This is a genomic window from Streptomyces sp. NPDC044719 (genome assembly GCF_056433405.1).
Genome location: NZ_JBWKHE010000008.1, coordinates 441,598 through 464,625, shown reverse-complemented (window position 1 = coordinate 464,625; position 23,028 = coordinate 441,598). Strand labels below are relative to the sequence as shown.

Below are 23,028 nucleotides of genomic sequence, written 5' to 3'. Positions count from 1 at the left end.
CGGGCTAGGCGCGGGTCGCCCACACGTAGCGGTGTTCCGGGCGGCCCGCGTCCCCGTACTTGAGGGTCAGTCTGGCCCGCCCCGTGCGCTCCAGGAGCTTCAGATAGCGCTGGGCGGTCTGGCGGCTCACCCCGGTGCGTTCGGCGATCTCCTGGGCCGACAGGGGCCCGTCGGCGTGCATCAGGGACTGGCGGACCAGCTCCGCGGTGGTGGGGGAGTGCCCTTTGGGCAGATCGGGCTCCGACGGGGTCGACAGCGCCCCGAAGATGCGGTCCACCTCGGCCTGCTCGGCCTCCCCGCCGCCGTCGAGGGTGCGGCGCAGCTCCGCGTACGCCTCCAGCTTGGCGCGCAGGCCGGCGAAGGCGAACGGCTTGACCAGGTACTGCAGCGCGCCCTGCCGCATCGCCGCCTGCACGGTGGACACGTCCCGGGCCGCCGTCACCATGATCACGTCGGTCTGGTGGCCGCGCCGCCGCATCTCCTGGACGACCTGCAGCCCCGTCTCGTCGGGCAGGTAATGGTCCAGGAGCACCAGGTCCAGCCGGGGCAGCGTCTCCAGCTGGAGCAGCGCCTCGGCGGCGCTGTGGGCCTCGCCGGCGACGTGGAAGCCCGGCACCTTCTCGACGTAGGCGGCGTTGACCCGTGCGACTCTGGTGTCGTCGTCCACGACCAGGACCTCGATCATCACGACTCCTTCTTGGCGGTCTGCGGAGCTGACGGCACGGTCAGAGCCGGTTCGGGGCCCGGCTCGGCGAGCGCTTCGGGCAGGACGACCGTGAACTCCGCGCCCCCGCCGTACGCCTCGTCGACGGTCGCGCTGCCCCCCTGCCGCTCGGCGAGCCTGCGCACCAGGGAGAGGCCGATGCCCCGCTCGCGGTGCGCCGGCGGCTTCTTCGTAGACCATCCGGCGGTGAAGATCAACTCCCGGTGCTCCGGCGGGATGCCCGGGCCCGTGTCGCGCACCCGGAGGATCGCCGTACGTCCTTCGGCGCGCAACTCGACCTCCACGCGCGCATGCGGCTTGCCCGCCACGGCGTCGAGGGCGTTGTCCACCAGGTTGCCGACGACCGTCACGAGCCCCTGGGGGTCGATCAGCCGGTCGGGCAGCCGGGTCCGGTCCGACACCCCCAGGGCGACGCCCCGCTCGGCCGCCACGGTCGCCTTGCCCACCAGGAGCGCGGCGAGCAGCGGGTCTTCGATCCGCTCGGTGACCTGCTCCGCGGTGGCCCGGTGGTCACCGACGACTTCGCCGACGAACTCGACGGCGTCGTCGTACATCTCCAGTTCCAGCAGCCCCAGGAGCGTGTGCATACGGTTGGCGTGTTCGTGGTCCTGGGCGCGCAGGGCGTCGATCAGACCACGGGTGGAGTCGAGTTCGCGGCCCAGTTGCTCCAGCTCGGTGCGGTCGCGCAGGGTGGCCACGGCGCCGCCGTCGTCGGTGGGCATGCGGTTGGCGACCAGAACGCGCTGACCGCGCACGGTGAGCAGGTCCGTGCCGGTCACGCGTCCGGCCAGCACATCGGCCGTGCGGCCCGCGCCCAGCGCCTCGTCGGGGGAGCTCCCCACCGCCGCGTCGCCGATGCTCAGCAGCCGCTGCGCCTCGTCGTTGAGGAGACGGATGCGGCCGGTGCGGTCCAGGGCGACGACGCCCTCCCGGATGCCGTGCAGCATCGCCTCGCGTTCCGACAGGAGGGCCGCGATGTCGGAGAAGGCCAGGTCGCGGGTCTGCCTGTGGACCCGCCGGGAGATGAGCCACGCGGCCAGCGCACCGACGGCCAGGGCACCGCCGGCGTACGCGAGCAGCCCCGGGATCGCGTGGATCAGCCGGGCCCGGACGCTGTCGTAGGCGATGCCGACCGAGACGGCGCCGACGACGGAGCCGCCGCTGTCGCGCAGCGGCACCTTGCCCCGGGCGGAGCGGCCCAGGGTGCCGCTGTCGATCTCCATGACCTCCTTGCCGGCCAGGGCCTGGCCGGGGTCGGTCGAGACGATGCCGCCGATCTGCTGCGTGTCGGGGTGCGACCAGCGCACACCGCGCCAGTCCATCACCACGATGTACTCGGCCTGGGTGGCCTTGCGGATTCGCTCCGCCTCCTGCTGCACCGGGCCGTTCGGGGACGGAGGGGTCTCCCTCAGGTCCTGTGCGAGATCCGGCTGCTCTGCGGTCGTCTGCGCGATCGCGAGCGCGCGGCGCATCGCCTGGTCGTCCAGCTGGTTGCTCAGAGGCGCGAGGAACAGCCCGGTCGCGAGGACCGCGACTCCCGCGGCGATCGCCACCTGCATCAGCAGCACCTGCGAGAACACCCGCCGTGGGAGGCCGAGGCGCAGGCGGCGTGCGGGGGGAGTGGGGCTCATACCCAAGACGGTACGTGCGGCTGCCTACCTGCCGTAACTGGTGTGGCGTGGATCTCTTGATCAATGCTTGTGACGGCGGCGTCGGGCGAGAGGTGGCATCAATGCTTGACGAGGAACCGCCCCGCCCCGGAGGTCGGCCGATCAGCTCGCGAGCGCCGTCGTCACCCTCAGTTCGTGCACCGCCACGACGTCCATCCGCGCGGGCGAACCGAGGACGGACGCCCCGCAGCTCTCCGGGCGGGGCGGCAGAGCCGCGCCCTGGGCCACCTCGACCTGCCAGCGGCGTCCGTCGGTGTGGGCGACGGTCACCTCCCAGCGCGGGGCCGCGCCCGCCGTCCGTACGACGCTCAGCGCCTCCGCGGCATACTCGCCGGTCGCGGTGCGCACGGCGAGCTCGGCCGCCTGACCGGGCCGTTCCCAGGCCGAGCTGCCCCGGCAGCCCTCCACGACGATCCGCCCCTCCCCGGCGCCGTGCAGGACCTCTTTGAGGGTGTGGGCCTCGGCCCGGCCGTACGCGTATCCGTACGGCAGCACGAGCACGGTCGGGGAAAAGCGGTGACCACCCAGATGGGTGACCTCCCAGACGCCCTCGACGCCCGACGTGGCGAGCTCGGCCGCCAGAGGCCGGCCCAGGAGGGCGCAGCAGCGGTCCCGCTTGCCGTTGGTGCAGACGAGCGCGAGCGGATCACCGTCGTGGGGCCGGCCGCCGAGCACCGCGTCGAACGCGTGGTGGTCGCCCCGGCCGAGCGCGGCGAAGTCGAGATCGAGCAGCTGCTCCGGGTCCGAGGTGGTGGCGCCGTGCAGCCAGACGTTTCCCGGGACGGTGTGGGCCGCGTACACCCGGCGCGAGGCGGGCATACGGCGGTCCGCGTGGCGCCCGGGGCGGCGGATGAGCGCGATCCGCACGCCCGTGTCCTTGGCGGCCGCCTCCAGGGCACGGCCCAGCACGGGGTCCAGGTGGCTCGAGGTGAGCGCCTTGGCACCCCACGGACCGGGCTGTTCCAGCAGCAGCCAGGTCCTCGCGGTGGCCGCGGTTGCCGAAACGGGCTCGTCGAAGTCCCGGGAGACGCTCGTGCACGTACTCACACAGGTGAGCCTAACCTGAGTTCGCTCGCGGCGACGCCCGGGTCCGCCCTCCCCTACTCCGGCAGTGGCCGAGGCGGCTTCGGACCCGCGTAGAGGCCGCTCGGGCGCATGCGCAGGGGGCGTTCGCCGTACTCCTCCAGGGCGTGAGCGATCCAGCCCGCCGTACGGGCCACGGCGAAGATCGTCTCGCCCGCGGTCGAGGGCATGCCGCACGACGTCGTGAGCACGGCGAGTGCCAGGTCGACGTTGGCGTGCAGCGGGGCGTGGCGGGCGGTGGTCTCGACGATGTCGCGGGCCGCGAGCAGGGCGGGCTCCGCGCGCGGGATCTGTTCCAGGAGGGCGAAGAGGGCACGCGCGCGTGGGTCCTCGCCGGGGTAGAGCCGGTGGCCGAGCCCCGGGATGCGGCGGCCGGCGCGCAGTTCGTCCGCGATCACGGGCGCCGCGTCGCCCTGGTCGAGGACATCGAGGAGCAGCCGGTGGGCGAGCCCGCTGGCCGCGCCGTGCAGCGGGCCCTCGAGCACGCCCAGCCCCGCGGACACCGCAGCGTAGGCGTGGGCGCGGGCCGACGCGGCGACGCGCACGGCGAGCGTGGACGCGGCCAGGTCGTGGTCGACGAGCAGGGCGAGAGCGGTGTCCAGGGCGCGCAGCGATGCCTCGTCGGCGTCGCGTCCGGTCAGCCGGGTCCACAGGCGGTGGGCCAGCGGGCCCTCGCCGCGGCGGTCGTGTCTCACGGGTGGCAGAGCGGCGACGAGCGTGGGAATGAGCGTGCGCGCCGTGCCGAGCACGGCCTCCTCGGACAGGTCGAACCGCAGCGGGTCGGCGGTCGCGGCGGCGATCGTGGCGACGCGCAGCGAATCGGTGGGCGCGGCGTGTTCGGGCAGGGCGTCGACGGCGCGGCGGGCCACGGCGACGGAGGCGTAAGGCGCGGTGAAGGTGCCACCCGGGTGCATCCGGCCGGTCCACAGCCACTCGGCGACCTCCTCGTAGGTGTGCCGTGCGGCCAGGTCCACCGCGTCGACACCGCGGTAGTAGTAGCGGTCGCTCTCGATGAGCGTGATGCGGGTGCGTACGGACAGCTCGCCGCCCGATCCGGAACTGCCCGCCCCCTCCCGCCTGTTGCGCCGGGCGAGCGCCTCGACCTCACGGGCGTCGAAGGTGCTGCCCCGGCCGCCGCTGACCCGCCGGCTGCTGAGCTGGCCGCGGCTCACATACGCGTACACGGTCTCCGGCTTCACGCCGAGCAGCTCGGCGGCCTCCTTGGTGCTCAGGCGCCTGTCCGCGTCGCGGGGGGCGGGTTCTTGATCGCGCATGGGGGTCACCGTATCCGCCTAGCAGCCCATTGACTGATGTATTGACTGAATCAATATTGACAGGTCTTAAGTCAATCATGGACAGTCGAATCAAGTCCAGGGAGGAAGACATGTCCGTCAACAGGCCCGCAGCCACTCTTCTCGACGTGCCACGGGGACTCGCCGGGGTCGTCGTCACCGACACCCGGATCGGGGACGTCCGCGGTCTCGAGGGCTTCTATCACTACCGGCAGTACTCGGCCGTCGACCTCGCGCGGACCCGCGGGTTCGAGGACGTCTGGCACCTGCTCGTGCACGGCGAACTGCCGGATGCCCGCCGCAGCGCGGCCTTCGCGGCCGAGACCGCCAAGCTGCGGCGGCTCCCAGACGAGGTGCGAGCGGCTCTGCCGGCCATAGCGGCAGCCGGCGGGCGCTCCGGCCCGCTCGCCGGGATGCGCACGGCGCTGTCGCTGCTGGGTGCGGCGAAGGGGTTCCGTCCCGTGTACGACGTCGACGCCGAGCAGCGCCTGCGGGACACGCTCGAGGCGGCCGCCGCCGTACCCACACTGCTCACCGCGCTGCACCGGCTGGGGCGAGGTCTCGAGCCCGTGGAGCCGCGCGAGGATCTGTCGTACGCGGCGAACTACCTCTACATGCTGACCGGCTCGGTACCGACCGAGCGGCATGCGCGGGCGATCGAGCAATACCTGATCTCAACCATTGATCACGGATTCAATGCATCGACCTTCACGGCCCGGGTGATCGCGTCGACCGGCGCGGACGTGGCGGCATGCCTCGCCGGTGCGGTGGCGGCGTTGTCCGGGCCGCTGCACGGAGGTGCGCCCAGCCGCGCGCTGGACACCCTGGACGCGATCGGCACCCCGGACCGGATCGACTCCTGGGTGCGTCAGCGGGTGCTCGCGGGAGATCGCATCATGGGCTTCGGGCACGCGATCTACCGCACGGAGGACCCACGGTCGCGGATGCTGCGCGAGGTCGCCCAGGCGTTCGGCGGGCCGCGCGTGGACTTCGCCGTGGAGGTGGAGCGTCGCGTCGAGGCGATCCTGGCGGAGCTGAAACCCGGCCGTGAGCTCCACACCAACGTCGAGTACTACGCGGGCGTGGTCATGGAACTCTGTGGCCTGCCCCGAGAGATGTTCACCCCGACGTTCGCCGCCGCGCGCGCGGTGGGCTGGAGCGCCAACATCCTGGAGCAGGCGGAGGACACGAAGATCATCAGGCCGGTGGCGCGGTATGTGGGGCCGGAGGCGCCGGTGTCCGTGCCGACTGCGTAAACGGTCGCAACTGCCCCATACGGGCTGATGATCGATTCTTCGCTGCCTTCCGTCACTCTTGCGGATGTTCTCCAGGATCGCGCGTGGCTCCACCCTCGCGGGTGATAAAACAGGGCCGCATAGATGCCTTGCCTCCTTGGGGCGTGGGGGCGGGCTGTGTGCGTGTCGCGCGGCGGCCAAGGCTCGGACCTGCGAGGATGCCACCGCTCGCGCGGCCGCGGGCGCAGGCGCTTGTGCCTTGAGAACAGAGGGAATTCAACAGTGAGTCAGATCATCCGCCGCCTTGGTGTCGCTCCCCGCTATCGAGGCAGTGCCGGTGGCGGGACATGTCCCGACATCTTTGAATTGGCCGACGGGAACTTCGCGGTCATCGGTACGGATGTCACTGACTCCCTCGATACTCAGCTGCCCGCCGACGCCGGACGCGCCGACTACGAACGCATTGTCGTCATCACCCGGGAGACCCTGGTCAAGGCGAAGAAGGACATCCCGGACGCCTAGTGATGTCCTGGTGATGTCGCCGCCGTGAAGGAGCCGTCCCGTCTCGGCGCTGCCGTGTGGGACGGCTCCTCCCGTCATGGGTCGGTGGGAGGCTCACCGACCACCCACCACTCATCGGTGTCCGCTTCGTCGAGTTGCAGTAGCAGGTCGTCGACGAGCCGGCCGAGTTCCGCCTCCTCGGTGCCCGTGAGGCTCGCGCGCTGCCCCTGGGTCGCGTACCAGTACTCCCTGACGATCGGGTTCTGGAAGATGCCCCGGACGTGCTTGAAGAACTCGTCCCTTCCCATGTTGCCGATGCGGTAGTAGCAGAGCAGGTTGGTGTACAGGGCGTTGGCGAAGAGGTACTGCCGACGCCGTTCAGGGGTGACGGGCCTCTCGAAGATGTCCAGGACCTCGGCGAGTTCGGTGTCGTCGATCGCCTTGCTCAACAGCTCCCAGTGCTGCCGCTGCTGCCTGGCCAGATTGGAGCGCTGCTGCGTACGTGCGTGCTGTTCCAACTGGTCAAGGCGTTCGTGCAGCGTGTCCATCGCCTGCTTCTGTGCCGCCATGGCGACGAGAGCGCCGGCCACCATGCCGAGGCCGGCCGCGGCGGCGGAGCGCAGTCCCTGTATCCCAAAGTTCCGTGTGGCCATGTCAACCCCCGAGTCAGGCGGCCGTCCGCCGGTCGTCGGGATGCGGGTCGACTGGAGGGGACCGGCGAGCAGTGGGCGGCGCTTGCCGTCTCCCCAGAGTGCCGAGCGGCTCTGATCGGCGGGGAGGCGGAGAGGCGGCGCACGGAGGGAAGCGAGGGTCGCACGATCCGGCGCCTTGCCGAACGTCTGCCCCGCAAGTGCAGCTAACAATCGTTCACTTCGGCGCGATTCTTGCGGCTCGTATCCTGGTTCGGCATTCATTCTTCGTCCCTGTGCCGAGAACGCGAGCCGGTGCACGCGTCGGCGTGAGAGAGGTCGCACGGTGAGTCAGCCGAGCCCGAGTCCGCGGCAGATCCCGGTCGTGGTGCTGGCCGGATTCCTCGGATCCGGAAAGACCACGCTGCTCAATCATCTCCTCCACCGCAGCGGAGGCAGCCGGATCGGCGCGGTCGTCAATGACTTCGGGGCCATCGAGATCGACGCGATGGCCGTCGCGGGTGCGCTCGGCGATTCGACCGTCTCGCTCGGCAACGGATGCCTGTGCTGCGCCGTCGACGCCGACGAACTGGATCTCTATCTCGAGCGGCTCACGGAGCCGTCCCTCGGCATCGACGTCATCGTCATCGAGGCCAGCGGTCTCGCCGAGCCGCAGGAACTCGTGCGGATGGTGCTCGCGAGCGAGGATCCGCGGATCGTGTACGGCGGGCTCGTCGAGGTCGTCGACGCCGCCGAGTTCGACGACACCCGGACCAGGCACCCCGAGATCGACCGGCATCTCGCGCTGGCCGACCTCGTCGTGGTCAACAAGGTCGACCGGGCAGTGGACGGCGAACGCGTCCTCAAGCTGGTCCGGTCCTTCGTCGACCGGGCGGCCGTCGTCCCGGCCACCTACGGCCGGATCGACCCCGAGTTCCTTTTCGACTGCCGGCCGAGCGCGGAACGCGTCGGGCAGCTGTCCTTCGACGACCTGCACGAGATCGGCGCGGACAGCCATGCCGGTCATCTGCACAGCGCGTACGACAGCCTGTCGTTCGTCTCCCGGGAGCCCCTCGACCCACGCCGGCTGATGGAGTTCCTCGACAGCCGGCCCGAGGGGCTGTACCGGATCAAGGGCTACGTCGATTTCGGCCCCTACGACGTCCGCAACCGCTACGCCGTCCACGCCGTCGGACGGTTCCTGCGCTTCTACCCGGAGCCCTGGCCGGCCGGCGACGAACGCCTCTCCCAGTTGGTCCTCATCGGCTCCGGCATCGACACCGCCGCCCTCGGCAAGCAGCTCGACGCGTGCCGCAGTGAGGCCCCACACGCCGATGAGCACGGCATGTGGGGCGTCCTGCGGTACGTACCGGGCACCGAGGAGGATCTAGCGGAGCCTGCCTAGGCCTGCTGTCCGGAACCCGCCGGAGCCTAGGCCGGGCCCGCCACCACCCAGACGGTCTTCGCCAGGGACACCCCCGAGCCGTCCCGTCGCGGGTCGATCTCCGGGAGGTCGACCGGAGTGCCGTTCTTCTGCGCGGCGAGGGCCGGGACCGGGCCCGCCCAGGCCAGGGACAGGCAGTCCTCGCCCTTCAGGAACCGCTGGCAGCGGACGCCGCCCGTGGCGCGGCCCTTGCGCGGGTACTGGTCGAACGGGGTCAGCTTGGCCGTCGTCTGGACGGAGTCGTCCAGCGTGCCGCGCGAGCCCGCGACCGTGAAGACGACGGCGTCCGTGGCCGGGTCCACCGCCGTGAAGGAGATGACCTTCGCGCCCTCGGTGAGCTTGATGCCCGCCATGCCGCCCGCCGCACGGCCCTGGGCGCGGACCTGCGCGGCCGGGTAGCGCAGCAGCTGGGCGTCGTCGGCGATGAAGACGAGGTCCTCGTCGCCGGTGCGCAGCTCCACCGCGCCGACGATCCGGTCGCCCTCCTTGAGGGTGATCACCTCGAGCTCTTCCTTGTTGGACGGGTAGTCCGGCACCACACGCTTGACGACGCCCTGTGCCGTGCCGAGGGCCAGGCCCGGCGACGACTCGTCGAGGGTCGTCAGACAGACCACCGTCTCGCCGTCCTCCAGGGAGAGGAACTCCGCCAGCGGGGCGCCCCCAGCGAGGTTCGGCGTCGGCATCGAGTCCGGGAGCTGGGGCAGGTCGATCACGTTCAGCCGCAGCAGCCGGCCCGACGAGGTGACCGCGCCCACCTCGCCACGGGCGGTGGCCGGCACCGCCGAGACGATCACGTCGTGCTTCACGCGCGCGGCGCCGGCGTCCTCCGCGAACGGCTCGCCGTTCGCCGTACGCGCCAGCAGACCCGTCGAGGACAGCAGCACCCGGCACGGGTCGTCGGCCACCTGCAGCGGCACGGTCGCGACCGGGGTGCCGCTGGACTCCAGCAGGTCCGTACGCCGGTCGGTGCCGAACTTCTTGGCGACGGTGGCCAGTTCGGAGGAGACCAGCTTGCGCAGCTCGGCGTCCGAATCGAGGATCCGGGTCAGTTCCTCGATCTCCGCGTTCAGCCGGTCCTTCTCCGCCTCCAGCTCGATGCGGTCGTACTTGGTCAGACGGCGCAGCGGCGTGTCGAGGATGTACTGCGTCTGCACCTCGCTCAGCGAGAACTGCTCCATCAGGCGCTGCTTCGCCTGCGCGGAGTTCTCACTGGAGCGGATGAGGCGGATGACCTCGTCGATGTCCAGCAGCGCCGTCAGCAGGCCCTCGACCAGGTGCAGCCGGTCGCGCTTCTTGCCGCGGCGGAACTCCGAACGCCGCCGTACGACGTTGAAGCGGTGGTCGAGGTAGACCTCCAGGAGCTCCTTGAGGCCCAGCGTGAGCGGCTGGCCGTCGACCAGGGCCACGTTGTTGATGCCGAAGGACTCCTCCATCGGCGTCAGCTTGTACAGCTGCTCCAGGACCGCCTCCGGCACGAAGCCGTTCTTGATCTCGATGACCAGGCGCAGGCCGTGCTCGCGGTCGGTGAGGTCCTTGACGTCGGCGATGCCCTGGAGCTTCTTCGAGCCGACCAGGTCCTTGATCTTGGCGATCACCTTCTCCGGGCCGACCGTGAAGGGCAGCTGCGTGACGACCAGGCCCTTGCGGCGGGCCGTCACCGTCTCCACGGCGACGGTCGCCCGCATCTTGAACGTGCCACGGCCCGTCTCGTACGCGTCCCGGATGCCGGGCAGGCCGACGATGCGGCCGCCCGTGGGCAGGTCGGGGCCCGGGACGTGCTTCATCAGCGCGTCGAGATCCGCGTTCGGGTACCTGATCAGGTGGCGGGCTGCCGCGATGACCTCGCGCAGGTTGTGCGGCGGCATGTTCGTGGCCATGCCGACCGCGATGCCCGAGGCGCCGTTGACCAGGAGGTTCGGGAAGGCGGCGGGCAGAGCCACCGGCTCCTGCTCCTGGCCGTCGTAGTTGGGGTTGAAGTCGACGGTGTCCTCGTCGATGGACTCCGTCATGAGGCTCGTGGCCTCGGCCATCCGGCACTCGGTGTACCGCATGGCGGCCGGTGGGTCGTCGTTGCCCAGCGAGCCGAAGTTGCCGTGGCCGTCGACCAGGGGCACGCGCATCGAGAAGGGCTGGGCCATGCGCACGAGGGCGTCGTAGATCGACGCGTCGCCGTGCGGGTGCAGCTTGCCCATCACTTCGCCGACGACGCGGGCGCACTTGACGTACCCGCGCTCGGGGCGCAGGCCCATCTCGCTCATCTGGTAGACGATGCGGCGGTGCACCGGCTTGAGGCCGTCGCGTGCGTCCGGCAGGGCGCGGGAGTAGATGACCGAGTACGCGTACTCGAGGAAGGAGCCCTGCATCTCGTCGACGACGTCGATGTCGAGGATCCTCTCCTCGTACGAGTCGTCGGGCGGCGGGGTCTTCGTGCTGCGGCGGGCCATCGCTGCCGGCTCCTTGCCTCTGCGATCCGGATCTGACGCCGACCATTGTGGACCGCCGCACTGACAACCGGGACCAGGACCCGGTCTCTGACGCCTGCCGCGCCGTCCCGGCCCGGCACAGCGGGTCACCCCGTCTCGCTCTCCGCGTACGCGCCCGGGAACTTCACCAGCGCTTCGCACGCTTGCATACAGTGGCAGGACCGGCAGGAATCCGCGGTTGGAACGACCGCACCGCGATCGAAGGGACGTACATGCCCATGGGTCACACGGCCACAGCCCAGGCAGGCTCCGGGGGCCTGACAGCGACCGAGCACCGCCTGGCCAACGGCCTGCGCGTGGTGCTCTCCGAGGACCACCTGACCCCGGTCGCGGCGGTGTGCCTCTGGTACGACGTCGGCTCGCGCCACGAAGTCAAGGGGCGTACCGGCCTGGCTCACCTTTTCGAGCATCTGATGTTCCAGGGTTCCGCCCAGGTGAAGGGCAACGGCCACTTCGAGTTCGTCCAGGGCGCGGGCGGCTCGCTGAACGGCACCACGAGCTTCGAGCGCACCAACTATTTCGAGACCATGCCCGCCCACCAGCTGGAGCTCGCCCTCTGGCTGGAGGCCGACCGGATGGGCTCCCTGCTGTCCGCGCTCGACGACGAGTCGATGGAGAACCAGCGCGACGTCGTCAAGAACGAGCGCCGGCAGCGCTACGACAACGTCCCCTACGGCACCGCCTTCGAGAAGCTGACCGCCCTCGCCTACCCGGAGGGCCACCCCTACCACCACACCCCGATCGGCTCGATGGCCGACCTGGACGCGGCGACCCTGGAGGACGCGCGCGCGTTCTTCCGGACCTACTACGCGCCGAACAACGCCGTGCTCTCCGTGGTCGGTGACATCGACCCGGAGCAGACCCTGGCCTGGATCGAGAAGTACTTCGGCTCCATCGCGGGCCACGACGGCAAGCCCGCGCCACGTGACGGCGCCCTGCCGGAGACCCTCGGCGAGCAGCTGCGCGAGGTCGTCGAGGAGGAGGTCCCGGCGCGCGCCCTGATGGCCGCCTACCGGCTGCCCCACGACGGCACGCGCGCGTGCGACGCCGCAGACCTGGCCCTCACCGTCCTCGGCGGCGGCGAGTCCTCCCGTCTCTACAACCGCCTCGTACGCCGGGACCGTACGGCCGTGGCGGCCGGCTTCGGCTTGCTGCGGCTCGCCGGTGCGCCCTCGCTGGGCTGGCTGGACGTGAAGACGTCCGGTGACGTGGAGGTGCCGGTCATCGAGACCGCCATCGACGAGGAGCTCGCCCGGTTCGCCGAGGAGGGCCCCACGGCCGAGGAGATGGAGCGCGCCCAGGCCCAGTTGGAGCGCGAGTGGCTGGACCGGCTCGGCACGGTCTCCGGCCGGGCCGACGAACTGTGCCGGTACGCCGTGCTGTTCGGTGACCCGCAGCTCGCCCTGACCGCCGTGCAGCGCGTGCTTGAGGTCACGGCGGAGGAGGTCCAGGAGGTCGCCAAGGCCCGGCTGCGGCCCGACAATCGCGCGGTGCTCGTCTACGAGCCCGTCGCCGACGAGACCGGCGAGGACGCCGACAACAGCACCGAGGACGCCGCAGCCGCGGTCACGAACGAGAACGAGGAGGCGGCCAAGTGACCGAGCTCGCCACGATGGACTTCCACCCGCAGCCGCAGGCGGGCGACGCCAAGCCGTGGGCCTTCCCGGCCCCCGAGCGCGGCACGCTCGACAACGGCCTCACCGTGCTGCGCTGCCACCGCCCCGGTCAGCAGGTCGTCGCCGTGGAGGTGCTGCTGGACGCGCCCCTGGACGCCGAGCCGGCCGGCCTCGACGGGGTGGCCACGATCATGGCCCGGGCCTTCTCCGAGGGCACTGACAAGCACTCCGCCGAGGAGTTCGCCGCCGAGCTGGAGCGCGCCGGCGCCACCCTCGACGCGCACGCCGACCACCCGGGCGTCCGGCTGAGCCTGGAGGTTCCCGCTTCCCGGCTCGCCAAGGGCCTCGGCCTGATCGCCGACGCCCTCAGGGCGCCCGCGTTCGCGGACAGCGAGGTCGAGCGGCTGGTGAACAACCGCCTCGACGAGATCCCGCACGAGCTGGCCAACCCCGCCCGCCGTGCCGCCAAGGAGCTCTCCAAGGAGCTGTTCCCGGCGGACTCGCGCATGTCCCGGCCCCGGCAGGGCACCGAGGAGACCGTCGCCGCGATCGACTCCGCGGCCGTACGCGCCTACTACGAGAAGCACGTCCGCCCGGCGACGGCCACCGCCGTGGTCGTCGGCGACCTCACCGGCATCGACCTCGACGCGCTGCTCGGCGACACACTGGGCGCCTGGACCGGTTCCTCGGCCGAGCCGCGTCCGGTGCCGCCGGTGACCGCCGACGACACGGGCCGGGTCGTCATCGTGGACCGCCCGGGCGCCGTCCAGACGCAGCTGCTCATCGGCCGGATCGGCTCGGACCGGCACGACCGCGTCTGGCCCGCCCAGGTGCTCGGCACGTACTGCCTGGGCGGCACCCTCACCTCCCGCCTGGACCGCGTCCTGCGCGAGGAGAAGGGCTACACCTACGGTGTGCGGGCGTTCGCCCAGGTCCTCAGGTCCGCCCCGGACGGGACCGGCGCCGCGATGCTCGCCATCAGCGGCTCCGTGGACACGCCCAACACCGGCCCCGCCCTCGAGGACCTCTGGACGGTGCTGCGCACCCTCGCCGCCGAGGGGCTGACCGACGCCGAGCGGGACGTCGCCGTGCAGAACCTGGTCGGTGTGGCGCCGCTGAAGTACGAGACGGCGGCGGCTGTCGCGAGCACGCTGGCGGACCAGGTCGAGCAGCACCTGCCCGACGACTACCAGGCCGCGCTGTACCGGCAGCTCGCCGCGACCGGCACCGTGGAGGCCACCGCGGCGGCTGTCAGCGCCTTCCCGGTGGACCGTCTGGTGACCGTCCTCGTCGGTGACGCTGCGCAGATCAAGGGCCCGGTCGAGGCCCTCGGCATCGGCGAAGTCGCCGTGGTCGCCGCCGAGTAGCGGGAGGCGAGCGGCACGCGCGCGTAGGGGCCCTGGTTGTCTTCTAAGGCACCAGGGCTCCTTTATGTCTGAATTGGGATGGGAGTTGCCCGTCTGCCCTGTGGGATGCGCTACAAAACCCGGGATCCGTTTGGGAATTGAAAGTGGCGCCGCTTAGCGTCGTCCGGGCTGTTCGTCAGGCAGTGCGCCGCACCCGCGGCACCGGACAGTCATCGCCGAGTCCCCGTACGGCGCGAGCCAGGGGAGCCGGGGACCCACCGCAGTCCCTGGGGTGAATCGGACGCCCGCGCGAGTCGCGAGGGGGTCCGTAGGAGACCTTCCTGCTCCGAACCCGTCAGCTAACCCGGTAGGCGAGAGGGAAGGAAAGGATCAGCCACTACATGGCGTTCACACGCGCCACCGGGAAGCACCGTCGTCCCAGCCGGATCCAGCGTCGCACGGCCCGCGCGGCGGGCGTCGCCGCCCTCGCCACCACCGGCGTCGTCGGCACCGTGGCCGCCCCGGCCTTCGCCGCGGAGCCCGCTGTCGAGCAGACGGGCCTCACCCCGGTCGTGACCATGGGCGACACCGTGGCCCAGAAGATCGACGCCCAGGCCGTCGCCCAGAAGCAGGCGGCCGAAGAGGCCGCCGCCAAGAAGAAGGCCGAGGAGGCCGCCCGCAAGCGCGCCGCCGAGGCGGCCAAGGAGGCCAAGGAGCGCGCTGAGGAGGCCCGCGAGGCCAAGGAGCGTGCCGCCCGCGAGGCCGAGCGCAAGCGCCTCAACACCTTCGTCTCCCCGATCTCCGGCTCGTACGTCTCCACCGGCTACAAGACCGGCGGCGCCGTCTGGTCCTCCGGCAGCCACACCGGTGTCGACTTCCACGCCTCCAGCGGCACGGCCGTCCGCTCGGTCGGCATGGGTGAGGTCGTCGAGGCCGGCTGGGGCGGTTCCTACGGCAACCAGGTCGTGATCAAGATGAACGACGGGACGTACACCCAGTACGGTCACCTGTCGTCCAGCAGCGTCTCGGTGGGCCAGAAGGTCACCCCCGGCCAGCAGATCGGCCTGTCCGGCGCGACCGGCAACGTCACCGGCCCGCATCTGCACTTCGAGGCCCGCACCAGCCCCGAGTACGGCTCCGACATCGACCCCGTCGCCTACCTCCGCTCGCACGGCGTGGACGTCTGAATCGTCTGACGGCGACCGCTCCGCCTCCCGAAAGCCCCGGCTCCCCGAGCCGGGGCTTTCGGCGTTCACCACGGCCGACTGTCCAAAAAATATCCCTGGATTCCTGCCCCCCGTCGGAAATTCCGGCTCATTGCAATAGAGTCACGGAACACACGTCACCAGTCGACGTTTCACGGGGATTAAGCGGAGGTCGGTCATGCGTATTCCCGCGCACTCGGTGTGCACGGCCATCCGGGACGACATCGTCGCGGGTGTCTACGAGCGCGGCAGCCGGCTCACCGAGGAACTTCTCGCACGCCGCTACGGCGTCTCGCGCGTCCCCGTCCGGGAGGCCCTGCGCACTCTGGAGGCCGAGGGCTTCGTGGTCACCCGGCGGCACGCGGGCGCGTGCGTCGCCGAACCCACCGAGCAGGAGGCCGCCGACCTGCTGGAGATGCGCATGCTGCTGGAGCCGCTGGGTGCCGCCCGCGCCGCCCAGCGCCGCACCGAGGCCCATCTGAAGGTCCTGCGCGGCCTGGTCAAGCTCGGCCAGGAGCGCGCCCGCCGGGGCAACAGCGACGACCTGCGCTCGCTGGGCGGCTGGTTCCACGAGACGCTCGCCCAGGCCTCCGGCAGCCCCGCGCTGACCTCGATGCTCACCCAGCTCCGGCACAAGATCGCCTGGATGTACGCGGTGGATCCACCGGCCGGACCCGTGGAGTCCTGGGCCGAGCACGGCGCGATCGTGGACGCGGTGGCGCGCGGGGACGGCGAGCGCGCGCGGGCGGTCACGGCGCTGCACACCGAGCGCGCGACCGCCGCGCACCGGCTGCGCTTCGGCTCCGCCGGGGAGCGCGCCCAACGTGTGAGGAACTCGCAACATGCCGTAAACACGGCAAGCCTGCGGCATTAACACGGGAGCCGTATACAAAGAGTGGGAAATTCGCGGGGGATTATTTCTGCTGCCCGTCGGCAGGAAATGCACGGAAAAGGCGAAGGGCTCGCCCGGAGAATTCGGACGAGCCCTTCAGAGTGCGCCGGGTCAGGCGCGGAGAAATACTCAGACGGTCTCGGGCAGTTCCTCCAGGCCCTCGGAGACCAGCTTGGCCAGCCGGTCCAGGGCGGCGTCCGCGCCCTCGGCGTCGGAGGCGAGGACGATCTCCTCGCCGCCCTGGGCGCCCAGGCCGAGGACGGCCAGCATGGAGGCCGCGTTGACGGGGTTGCCGTCTGCCTTGGCGATCGTCACCGGGACGCCTGCGGCCGTGGCGGCTCGGACGAAGATGGAAGCGGGGCGGGCGTGGAGGCCCTCGGCCCAGCCGACGTTGACGCGGCGCTCAGCCATGTGTTGCTGCCCTTCGGTGTTCAGGGTTGTCTAGACCAGTTTCCCATAACGTGAAGCTGTGCCGGAGCGGTCCTGATGACCCGCCCCGGGGTGCCGTCGGATCGCGGCCTCGACCCGACTGACGCCCTCCACAGATTGCCTCGCGCCCGTTGTCAGGCGCTAGCCGTACTCTGGGGCCCATGCAGACCTCGCCGGACCGGCACGAGTATCCCGCCCACTGGGAAGCCGACGTGGTGCTGCGCGACGGTGGTACCGCGCGCATCCGGCCCATCACCGTTGATGACGCCGATCGCCTGGTCAGCTTCTACGAGCAGGTCTCCGACGAGTCGAAGTACTACCGCTTCTTCGCGCCGTACCCTCGCCTGTCCGCCAAGGACGTCCACCGCTTCACGCACCACGACTTTGTGGACCGGGTGGGACTCGCGGCCACGGTCGGCGGCGAGTTCATCGCCACCGTACGCTACGACCGGATCGGCGCCGACGGAACGCCCGCGTCGGCACCGGCCGACGAAGCCGAGGTCGCCTTCCTCGTGCAGGACGCCCACCAAGGCCGCGGCGTCGCCTCCGCCCTGCTGGAGCACATCGGCGCCGTCGCCCGGGAGCGCGGCATCCGCCGCTTCGCCGCCGAGGTGCTGCCCGCCAACAACAAGATGATCAAGGTGTTCACGGACGCCGGGTACACCCAGAAGCGCAGCTTCGAGGACGGCGTGGTCCGTCTGGAGTTCGACCTCGAACCCACCGACCGCTCCCTGGCCGTGCAGTACGCGCGCGAACACCGCGCCGAGGCCCGGTCCGTGCAGCGGCTGCTCGCGCCCGGCTCGGTCGCCGTCATCGGCGCCGGGCGCACACCGGGCGGCGTGGGCCGCAGCGTCCTCGGCAACATCCGCGACGCCGGGTTCACCGGCCGCCTGTACGCCGTGAACAAGGCCCTGCCCGAGGGGCAGAAGGAGCTCGACGGCGTGCCGGCCCACCGCTCGGTGCGCGACATCGACGGCCCGGTCGACGTCGCGGTCGTCGCCGTACCGGCCGAGCACGTCCCCGAGGTCGTCACCGAGTGCGGCGAGCACGGCGTGCAGGGGCTCGTCGTGGTCTCCGCCGGATACGCCGAGAGCGGCCTCGAGGGGCGCGAGAGCCAGCGCGCGCTGGTGCGGCAGGCGCGCACGTACGGCATGCGGATCATCGGGCCGAACGCCTTCGGCATCATCAACACCTCCCCGCGAGTACGGCTCAACGCCTCCCTCGCCCCCGAGACGCCCCGCCCGGGCCGGATCGGCCTGTTCGCCCAGTCCGGCGCCATCGGCATCGCGCTGCTCTCCCGGCTGCACCGCCGCGGCGGCGGCGTCACCGGCGTGACCGGCGTCTCCACCTTCGTCTCCTCCGGCAACCGGGCCGACGTCTCCGGCAACGACGTGCTCCAGTACTGGTACGAGGACCCCGACACCGATGTCGTCCTCATGTACCTGGAGTCCATCGGCAACCCCCGCAAGTTCACCCGCCTCGCCCGCCGGACGGCCGCGGCGAAACCGCTGGTCGTGGTCCAGGGCGCGCGGCACGCGGCCGCTCCCCAGGGGCACGCGGTCCGGGCGACCCGGCTGCCGCACGAGACCGTCTCGGCCCTGCTGCGGCAGGCCGGAGTCATCCGCGTCGACACCATCACCGACCTGGTGGACGCGGGCCTGCTCCTCGCCCGCCAGCCCCTGCCGGCCGGCCCCCGGGTGGCGATCCTCGGCAACTCCGAGTCGCTCGGCCTGCTCACCTACGACGCGTGCCTCGCCGAGGGCCTGAGGCCGCACTCCCCGCAGGATCTGACCACGGCGGCGTCCGCGGCGGACTTCCACGCGGCCCTCTCGCGCGCACTGGCCGACGACCGGTGCGACGCGGTCGTCGTCACGGCCATACCGGCGGTGGGGGAGGCCTCGGTCGCGGACGCGGCCCTCGCCGAGGCCCTGAGGTCGGCGTCGGCCGCCGCCCCGGGCAAGCCCGTCCTGGTCGTGCACGTGGAGCTCGGCGGCCTGGCCGAGGCCCTGTCGGCGGCGGCGAGCACCGCGCCCCAAGCGGAGTCGGGCACCTCACCGCAAACCGCTCCTCGGCCGTCGCCCGCGGAAGAACCACCCCCCGCTGTCGAGGCCCCCGAGGGCGCCCACCTCATCCCCGCCTACCCCGCCGCCGAGCGCGCCGTCCGCGCCCTCGCCCAGGCCGTCACCTACGCGCAGTGGCGGCGCGACGCCGCCGACCCCGGCAAGGTGCCCGAGTACGACGACATCGACGAGAGGGGCGCCGCCACCCTGATCGACGGGCTGCTCGCGCGCGGGCAGGGACTCACGCTCGGCCCGGAAGAGACCTGCGACCTGCTCGGCCACTACGGCATCCATGTCCACCGCACCCTGCCCGCCCCGACCCCCGACGCCGCCGCCGAGGCCGCCCGCACCCTCGGCTACCCCGTGGCCCTCAAGGCCACCGCCCCGCATCTGCGGCACCGCGCCGACCTGGGCGGCGTCCGCCTCGACCTCGCGGACGAGGAACAACTGCGACGCTCGTACACCGAGTTGACCGAGCTGTTCGGCGCACCGGACGAGCTGCGCCCCGTGGTGCAGCGGATGGCGCCGCGCGGAGTGGACGTCGTCGTACGGGCCGTCATCGATCCCGCGGCCGGAGCGGTGCTCTCCTTCGGGCTCGCCGGCGCCGCCTCACAGCTGCTCGGCGACACCGCGCACCGGTTGATCCCGGTCACCGATCGTGAGGCGGGCTCGCTGGTGCGGTCGATCCGCACCGCGCCCCTGCTGTTCGGCTGGCGCGGCTCCGCACCGGCCGACACCCGCGCCCTTGAGGAGCTGCTGCTGCGCGTGTCCCGGCTGGTGGACGACCACCCCGAGGTCGTCGCGGTCACCCTGGAGCCCGTGGTCGTCGCCTCGCACGGCCTGAGCGTCCTGGGCGCCTCCGTCCGCCTGGCGACACCGCCCGCCCGCGACGACCTCGGCCCCCGGACCCTCCCCGCGTACTGACAGGGGGCGAGCTGTGCCTCGCAGTCAGTGGGCCCCCGTAGGATGGGCGTCATGGCCAAGACCAGTACGACGACCCAGGGGCTGCGGGCGGCGATCGAGCGCAGCGGCTACTACCCGGCCCTCGTGGCCGAGGCGGTGGAGGCCGCCGTGGGCGGCGAGCCCATGCGGTCGTACCTGGTCCACCAGGAAACGACGTTCGACCAGAACGAGGTGCGGCGGCATGTGACGGTGCTCGTCCTCACCGACAACCGCTTCATCGTCAGCCACACCGACGAGCAGGCCGCCGACAGCACCTCCCCGACGCCGTACGCTACGACGTCGACGGAGTCCGTGAAGATCGGCCGCATCTCGTCGATCGTGGTCAGCCGGGTCGTCGCCAACCCGGAGTCGTACAAACCGGGCACCCTGCCCCGCGAGGTCGTCCTCACCATCGGCTGGGGCGCCGTCTCCCGCATCGATCTGGAGCCGGCCGCCTGCGGCGACCCCAACTGCGAGGCGGACCACGGCTACACCGGCAACTCCACGGCGGACGACCTCAGCCTGCGCGTCAGCGAGGCCGGGGACGGACCGGAGACCGTGCGCCAGGCACTCGCCTTCGCGCAGGCCCTCTCCGAGGCGACCGCGGACGCCACCCGCTGATGGCACAGCCCGACACGGTCTGGGACCACCACCCCGAACCGCTCGCCGTCGCCTCCGCACCGGTCCCCGAGTACGGCAGCGGCTCCCTCGCCGACCTGCTGCCCACCCTGGCCGCCGGCCTCGGTGTGCCGGGGATGAGCGCCGCGATCTCCGAGCTGGCCCCCGCCGACCGGAACTGCGTGTTCCTGATCGACGGGCTCGGCTGGGAGCAGCTGAGGGCGCACCCCGAGGACGCCCCGTTCATGACGTCCCTGCTCGCCACCTCGCGCGGCGGCACCGGCCGCCCGCTCACCGCCGGCTACCCGGCGACCACCGCGACCTCCCTCGCCTCCGTCGGCACCGGCCTGCCGCCCGGCGCGCACGGCCTGCCCGGCTACACGGTGCGCAACCCGGACACCGGCGAGCTGATGAACCAGCTGCGCTGGCAGCCGTGGGCCCCGCCCGGCCCCTGGCAGCCGTACCCGACGGTGTTCCAGCTGGCGCACGAGGCGGGCGTGCACGCCGCCCAGGTGTCGTCCCCGACCTTCCAGAACACCCCGCTGACCAAGGTCGCGCTCAGCGGCGGAACGTTCCTCGGGCGGCTGCCCGGCGAGGACCGCGTCGACCTGGCGGCCGAGCAACTGGCCGCGGGCGACCGCTCCCTGGTGTACACGTACTTCGCCGAGGTCGACGGCGCCGGCCACCGCTACGGCGTCGACTCCGACACCTGGCGCGGCCAGCTCATGTACGCCGACCGCCTGGTCCAGCGCCTCGCCGAGCAACTGCCGCCCCGCAGCGCCCTCTACGTCACCGCCGACCACGGCATGATCGACGTGCCCTTCGACGAAGAGCACCGCATCGACTTCGACGAGGACTGGGAGCTGAGCGCCGGAGTCGCCCTGCTCGGCGGCGAGGGCCGCGCCCGGCACGTCTACGCGGTACCGGGTGCCGCGAACGACGTCCTGACCTGCTGGCGCGAGGTGCTCGGCGAGCAGTTCTGGGTCGCCTCACGCGACGAGGCCATCGCGGCGGGCTGGTTCGGCCCGCGGATCGACGAGCGGGTGTACGGCCGTATCGGGGACGTGGTCGCCGCCGCCCGGGACGACGTCCTGATCATCGCCTCCGAGCGGGAGCCCAACGAGTCGGCGATGGTCGGGAACCACGGTTCGATGACCCCTGCCGAGCAACTGGTCCCCCTGCTCGAAGTACGCTCCTGACGTCCCGCCACATCCCCGCTTCACCGAAAGGTGCTCACCTTCCCATGCCCGAGCTGGTGTTCTTCTCCGGAACGATGGATTGCGGGAAGTCGACCCTGGCTCTCCAGATCGAGCACAACCGCTCGGCGCGCGGCCTGGCGGGCATGATCTTCTCGCGCGACGACCGCGCCGGCGAGGGCAAGCTGTCCTCACGCCTCGGCCTGGTCACGGACGCGGTGGAGGTCGGGGACGGGCAGGACCTCTACGCCTACCTCGTGGACCATCTCTCGCAGGGCGGCCGCGCGGACTACGTGATCGCGGACGAGGCGCAGTTCCTCGTGCCGGAGCAGATAGACCAACTCGCGCGCGTGGTCGACGACCTGGGCCTGGACGTCTACGCCTTCGGCATCACGACGGACTTCCGCTCCAAGTTGTTCCCCGGCTCCCAGCGGCTGGTCGAACTGGCCGACCGGGTCGAGGTGCTCCAGGTCGAGGCCCTGTGCTGGTGCGGCGCCCGCGCCACGCACAACGCCCGCACGATAGGCGGCGCCATGGTCGTCGAGGGCGCCCAGGTGGTCGTCGGCGACGTCACCCACTCCGGCGACGAGGTCGGGTACGAGGTGCTGTGCCGCCGCCACCACCGTCGCCGCATGACCGCGGCGACGGCCCACGCGGCCGCCCTGTCACCGGACGTACTGCCGATGTCGACCGCCTGACCGCCCCGACTGCCCTGACCGCTGTGACCGCCGGCGCCGGACGGCCCGAGCCTGACGCCCTGACCGCCTGAGTCCGACCGCCTGCACGTCCGGCAGCACATCAGCGCCGCCGCTGCAGCAGCGCGAACCGTGCCCCCTCCGGATCCGCCACGGTCGCCACCCGGCCGTGCGCGGTGTCGTGGGCCGGTCTGAGGACGTGCCCGCCCAGGTGGACGAGATGGTCCAGCGTGTCGTCGAGGTCGGCTGCCTGGAAGTACGTCACCCAGTGCGGACCCCGGTCACGGGGCAGGGACTGCCCCAGGCCGTGGATGCCGGCGATGGGCTCGCCGTCGCTGAGCAGGGTCACGTAGTCGAAGTCGGCGGAGACCACCGGCTCTTCCTCGTAGCCGAACACCGTCCGGTAGAACTTGGCGACGCTCGCCGACTCGAAGGTCAGCAGCTCGTTCCAGGCGGGCGTGCCGGGGACGCCCGAGACGGCCGTGCCGAGATGCGCGGCGGCCTGCCAGATGCCGAAGACCGCGCCAGAGGGGTCGGAGCCGATCGCGAGGCGGCCGGCGTCGGAGGCGTCGAGCGGGCCGACGCCGATCGTGCCGCCGCGGCTGCGCACCGTCTCGGCCGTCAAGTCCGCGTTCCGGGAGGCGAAGTAGGGCGTCCACGCGATGGGCAGCTGACGTTCGGGCGGCAGCTGGCCGAGGCCGGCGACCTCGCGCCCGTCGAGCAGTGCACGCACATACGGGCCGAGTTGCTGGGGACCGGGCCGGAACTCCCAGCCGAACAGCGCCCCGTAGAACTCCTCGGTCGCCGCCAGCCCGTGCACCATCAGGCTCACCCAGCAGGGCGTGCCGGGCGTGTGCCGAGCGGGCGCTTCGCCCTTCGGGCCGGCGGACTCCCGTGCGTCGGTCATTGTCACTCTCTTCTCGGCCTCGCGGTGGCCGTGCTCTCCGCAGCCCTCGTGGGGCCCGCCC

The 23,028-nt window shown here is 71.8% G+C and carries 19 protein-coding genes and 1 riboswitch; of the genes, 11 read left to right on the top strand and 8 right to left on the bottom strand.

The genetic code is table 11. From position 1 onward, the window contains the following. Positions 1-4 precede the first annotated feature (4 nt). The 4 genes from AC07DF_RS31580 to AC07DF_RS31565 all read right to left on the bottom strand — a co-directional run bounded on the left by AC07DF_RS31580 (position 5) and on the right by AC07DF_RS31565 (position 4,751). Positions 5-685, bottom strand: a complete 681-nt coding sequence (locus tag AC07DF_RS31580; RefSeq protein WP_478979036.1) for a response regulator — start codon at positions 683-685, stop codon at positions 5-7. Then, entirely contained in the window at positions 685-2,355 is a 1,671-nt protein-coding gene (locus tag AC07DF_RS31575; RefSeq protein ID WP_478979033.1) for an ATP-binding protein, read from the bottom strand. Before AC07DF_RS31575 ends, AC07DF_RS31580 begins: the two co-directional genes overlap by 1 nt. Positions 2,356-2,496: 141 nt before the next feature. Further along, a complete protein-coding gene (locus tag AC07DF_RS31570) occupies positions 2,497-3,441 on the bottom strand; it encodes a sucrase ferredoxin (protein ID WP_478979030.1) in 945 nt (314 codons plus the stop codon). 53 nt (positions 3,442-3,494) lie between these two features. Next, positions 3,495-4,751 carry a citrate synthase gene (locus AC07DF_RS31565; protein ID WP_478979027.1) on the bottom strand — a complete coding sequence of 419 codons (1,257 nt, stop codon included), beginning with the start codon at positions 4,749-4,751 and terminating at the stop codon, positions 3,495-3,497. A 110-nt stretch (positions 4,752-4,861) separates the two neighbouring features. Here AC07DF_RS31565 and AC07DF_RS31560 point away from each other — a divergent pair, with 110 nt between their 5' ends. Both AC07DF_RS31560 and AC07DF_RS31555 read left to right on the top strand, forming a co-directional pair. Beyond that, positions 4,862-6,025: a citrate synthase/methylcitrate synthase gene (locus AC07DF_RS31560; RefSeq protein WP_478979024.1), complete on the top strand. Its 1,164-nt coding sequence runs from the start codon at positions 4,862-4,864 to the stop codon at positions 6,023-6,025. 261 nt (positions 6,026-6,286) lie between these two features. Beyond that, positions 6,287-6,526, top strand: coding sequence for a hypothetical protein (locus AC07DF_RS31555; RefSeq protein ID WP_382498540.1), 240 nt, complete (start codon positions 6,287-6,289; stop codon positions 6,524-6,526). A gap of 74 nt (positions 6,527-6,600) precedes the next feature. Here AC07DF_RS31555 and AC07DF_RS31550 read toward each other — a convergent pair whose 3' ends face one another. Next, on the bottom strand, positions 6,601-7,158 hold the full coding sequence (locus tag AC07DF_RS31550) for a DUF6082 family protein (RefSeq protein WP_478979020.1): 558 nt from the start codon (positions 7,156-7,158) through the stop codon (positions 6,601-6,603). Positions 7,159-7,480: 322 nt separating this feature from the next. Between AC07DF_RS31550 and AC07DF_RS31545 the strand changes: the two genes are divergently transcribed. Then, positions 7,481-8,539, top strand: coding sequence for a CobW family GTP-binding protein (locus tag AC07DF_RS31545; protein WP_478979017.1), 1,059 nt, complete (start codon positions 7,481-7,483; stop codon positions 8,537-8,539). Positions 8,540-8,565: 26 nt separating this feature from the next. Here the strand turns inward: AC07DF_RS31545 and AC07DF_RS31540 are convergent, their stop codons facing one another. After that, positions 8,566-11,022: a DNA gyrase/topoisomerase IV subunit A gene (locus AC07DF_RS31540; RefSeq protein ID WP_478979014.1), complete on the bottom strand. Its 2,457-nt coding sequence runs from the start codon at positions 11,020-11,022 to the stop codon at positions 8,566-8,568. 251 nt (positions 11,023-11,273) lie between these two features. Between AC07DF_RS31540 and AC07DF_RS31535 the strand changes: the two genes are divergently transcribed. The 4 genes from AC07DF_RS31535 to AC07DF_RS31520 all read left to right on the top strand — a co-directional run bounded on the left by AC07DF_RS31535 (position 11,274) and on the right by AC07DF_RS31520 (position 16,102). After that, complete coding sequence (locus AC07DF_RS31535) at positions 11,274-12,659, top strand: M16 family metallopeptidase (protein WP_478979011.1); 1,386 nt, start codon at positions 11,274-11,276, stop codon at positions 12,657-12,659. After that, positions 12,656-14,044 carry a M16 family metallopeptidase gene (locus AC07DF_RS31530; RefSeq protein ID WP_478979008.1) on the top strand — a complete coding sequence of 463 codons (1,389 nt, stop codon included), beginning with the start codon at positions 12,656-12,658 and terminating at the stop codon, positions 14,042-14,044. Before AC07DF_RS31535 ends, AC07DF_RS31530 begins: the two co-directional genes overlap by 4 nt. Positions 14,045-14,247: 203 nt before the next feature. Continuing rightward, positions 14,248-14,412: riboswitch (cyclic di-AMP (ydaO/yuaA leader) on the top strand. A gap of 12 nt (positions 14,413-14,424) precedes the next feature. Beyond that, positions 14,425-15,210 carry a M23 family metallopeptidase gene (locus AC07DF_RS31525; RefSeq protein ID WP_478979005.1) on the top strand — a complete coding sequence of 262 codons (786 nt, stop codon included), beginning with the start codon at positions 14,425-14,427 and terminating at the stop codon, positions 15,208-15,210. A gap of 196 nt (positions 15,211-15,406) precedes the next feature. Then, complete coding sequence (locus AC07DF_RS31520; RefSeq protein WP_478979002.1) at positions 15,407-16,102, top strand: GntR family transcriptional regulator; 696 nt, start codon at positions 15,407-15,409, stop codon at positions 16,100-16,102. A gap of 147 nt (positions 16,103-16,249) precedes the next feature. Here AC07DF_RS31520 and AC07DF_RS31515 read toward each other — a convergent pair whose 3' ends face one another. Continuing rightward, the gene (locus tag AC07DF_RS31515; RefSeq protein ID WP_003993478.1) at positions 16,250-16,531 is read right to left on the bottom strand and encodes an HPr family phosphocarrier protein; all 282 of its coding nucleotides are present in this window, start codon (positions 16,529-16,531) and stop codon (positions 16,250-16,252) included. A 179-nt stretch (positions 16,532-16,710) separates the two neighbouring features. Here AC07DF_RS31515 and AC07DF_RS31510 point away from each other — a divergent pair, with 179 nt between their 5' ends. Genes AC07DF_RS31510 through AC07DF_RS31495 form a run of 4 tightly spaced genes read left to right on the top strand, consistent with a single transcriptional unit; the run spans position 16,711 to position 22,063 of the window. Then, positions 16,711-19,533 carry a bifunctional acetate--CoA ligase family protein/GNAT family N-acetyltransferase gene (locus AC07DF_RS31510; protein WP_478978998.1) on the top strand — a complete coding sequence of 941 codons (2,823 nt, stop codon included), beginning with the start codon at positions 16,711-16,713 and terminating at the stop codon, positions 19,531-19,533. A 51-nt stretch (positions 19,534-19,584) separates the two neighbouring features. Then, the gene (locus tag AC07DF_RS31505) at positions 19,585-20,172 is read left to right on the top strand and encodes a DUF5998 family protein (RefSeq protein ID WP_382591913.1); all 588 of its coding nucleotides are present in this window, start codon (positions 19,585-19,587) and stop codon (positions 20,170-20,172) included. Next, complete coding sequence (locus AC07DF_RS31500) at positions 20,172-21,368, top strand: alkaline phosphatase family protein (RefSeq protein ID WP_478978994.1); 1,197 nt, start codon at positions 20,172-20,174, stop codon at positions 21,366-21,368. Before AC07DF_RS31505 ends, AC07DF_RS31500 begins: the two co-directional genes overlap by 1 nt. Positions 21,369-21,412: 44 nt before the next feature. Beyond that, positions 21,413-22,063 (top strand): thymidine kinase, encoded by a 651-nt coding sequence (locus AC07DF_RS31495; RefSeq protein WP_478978991.1) that lies wholly within the window; start codon positions 21,413-21,415, stop codon positions 22,061-22,063. A gap of 100 nt (positions 22,064-22,163) precedes the next feature. Here the strand turns inward: AC07DF_RS31495 and AC07DF_RS31490 are convergent, their stop codons facing one another. Next, positions 22,164-22,967, bottom strand: coding sequence for a VOC family protein (locus tag AC07DF_RS31490; protein ID WP_478978988.1), 804 nt, complete (start codon positions 22,965-22,967; stop codon positions 22,164-22,166). Positions 22,968-23,028: the final 61 nt, after the last annotated feature.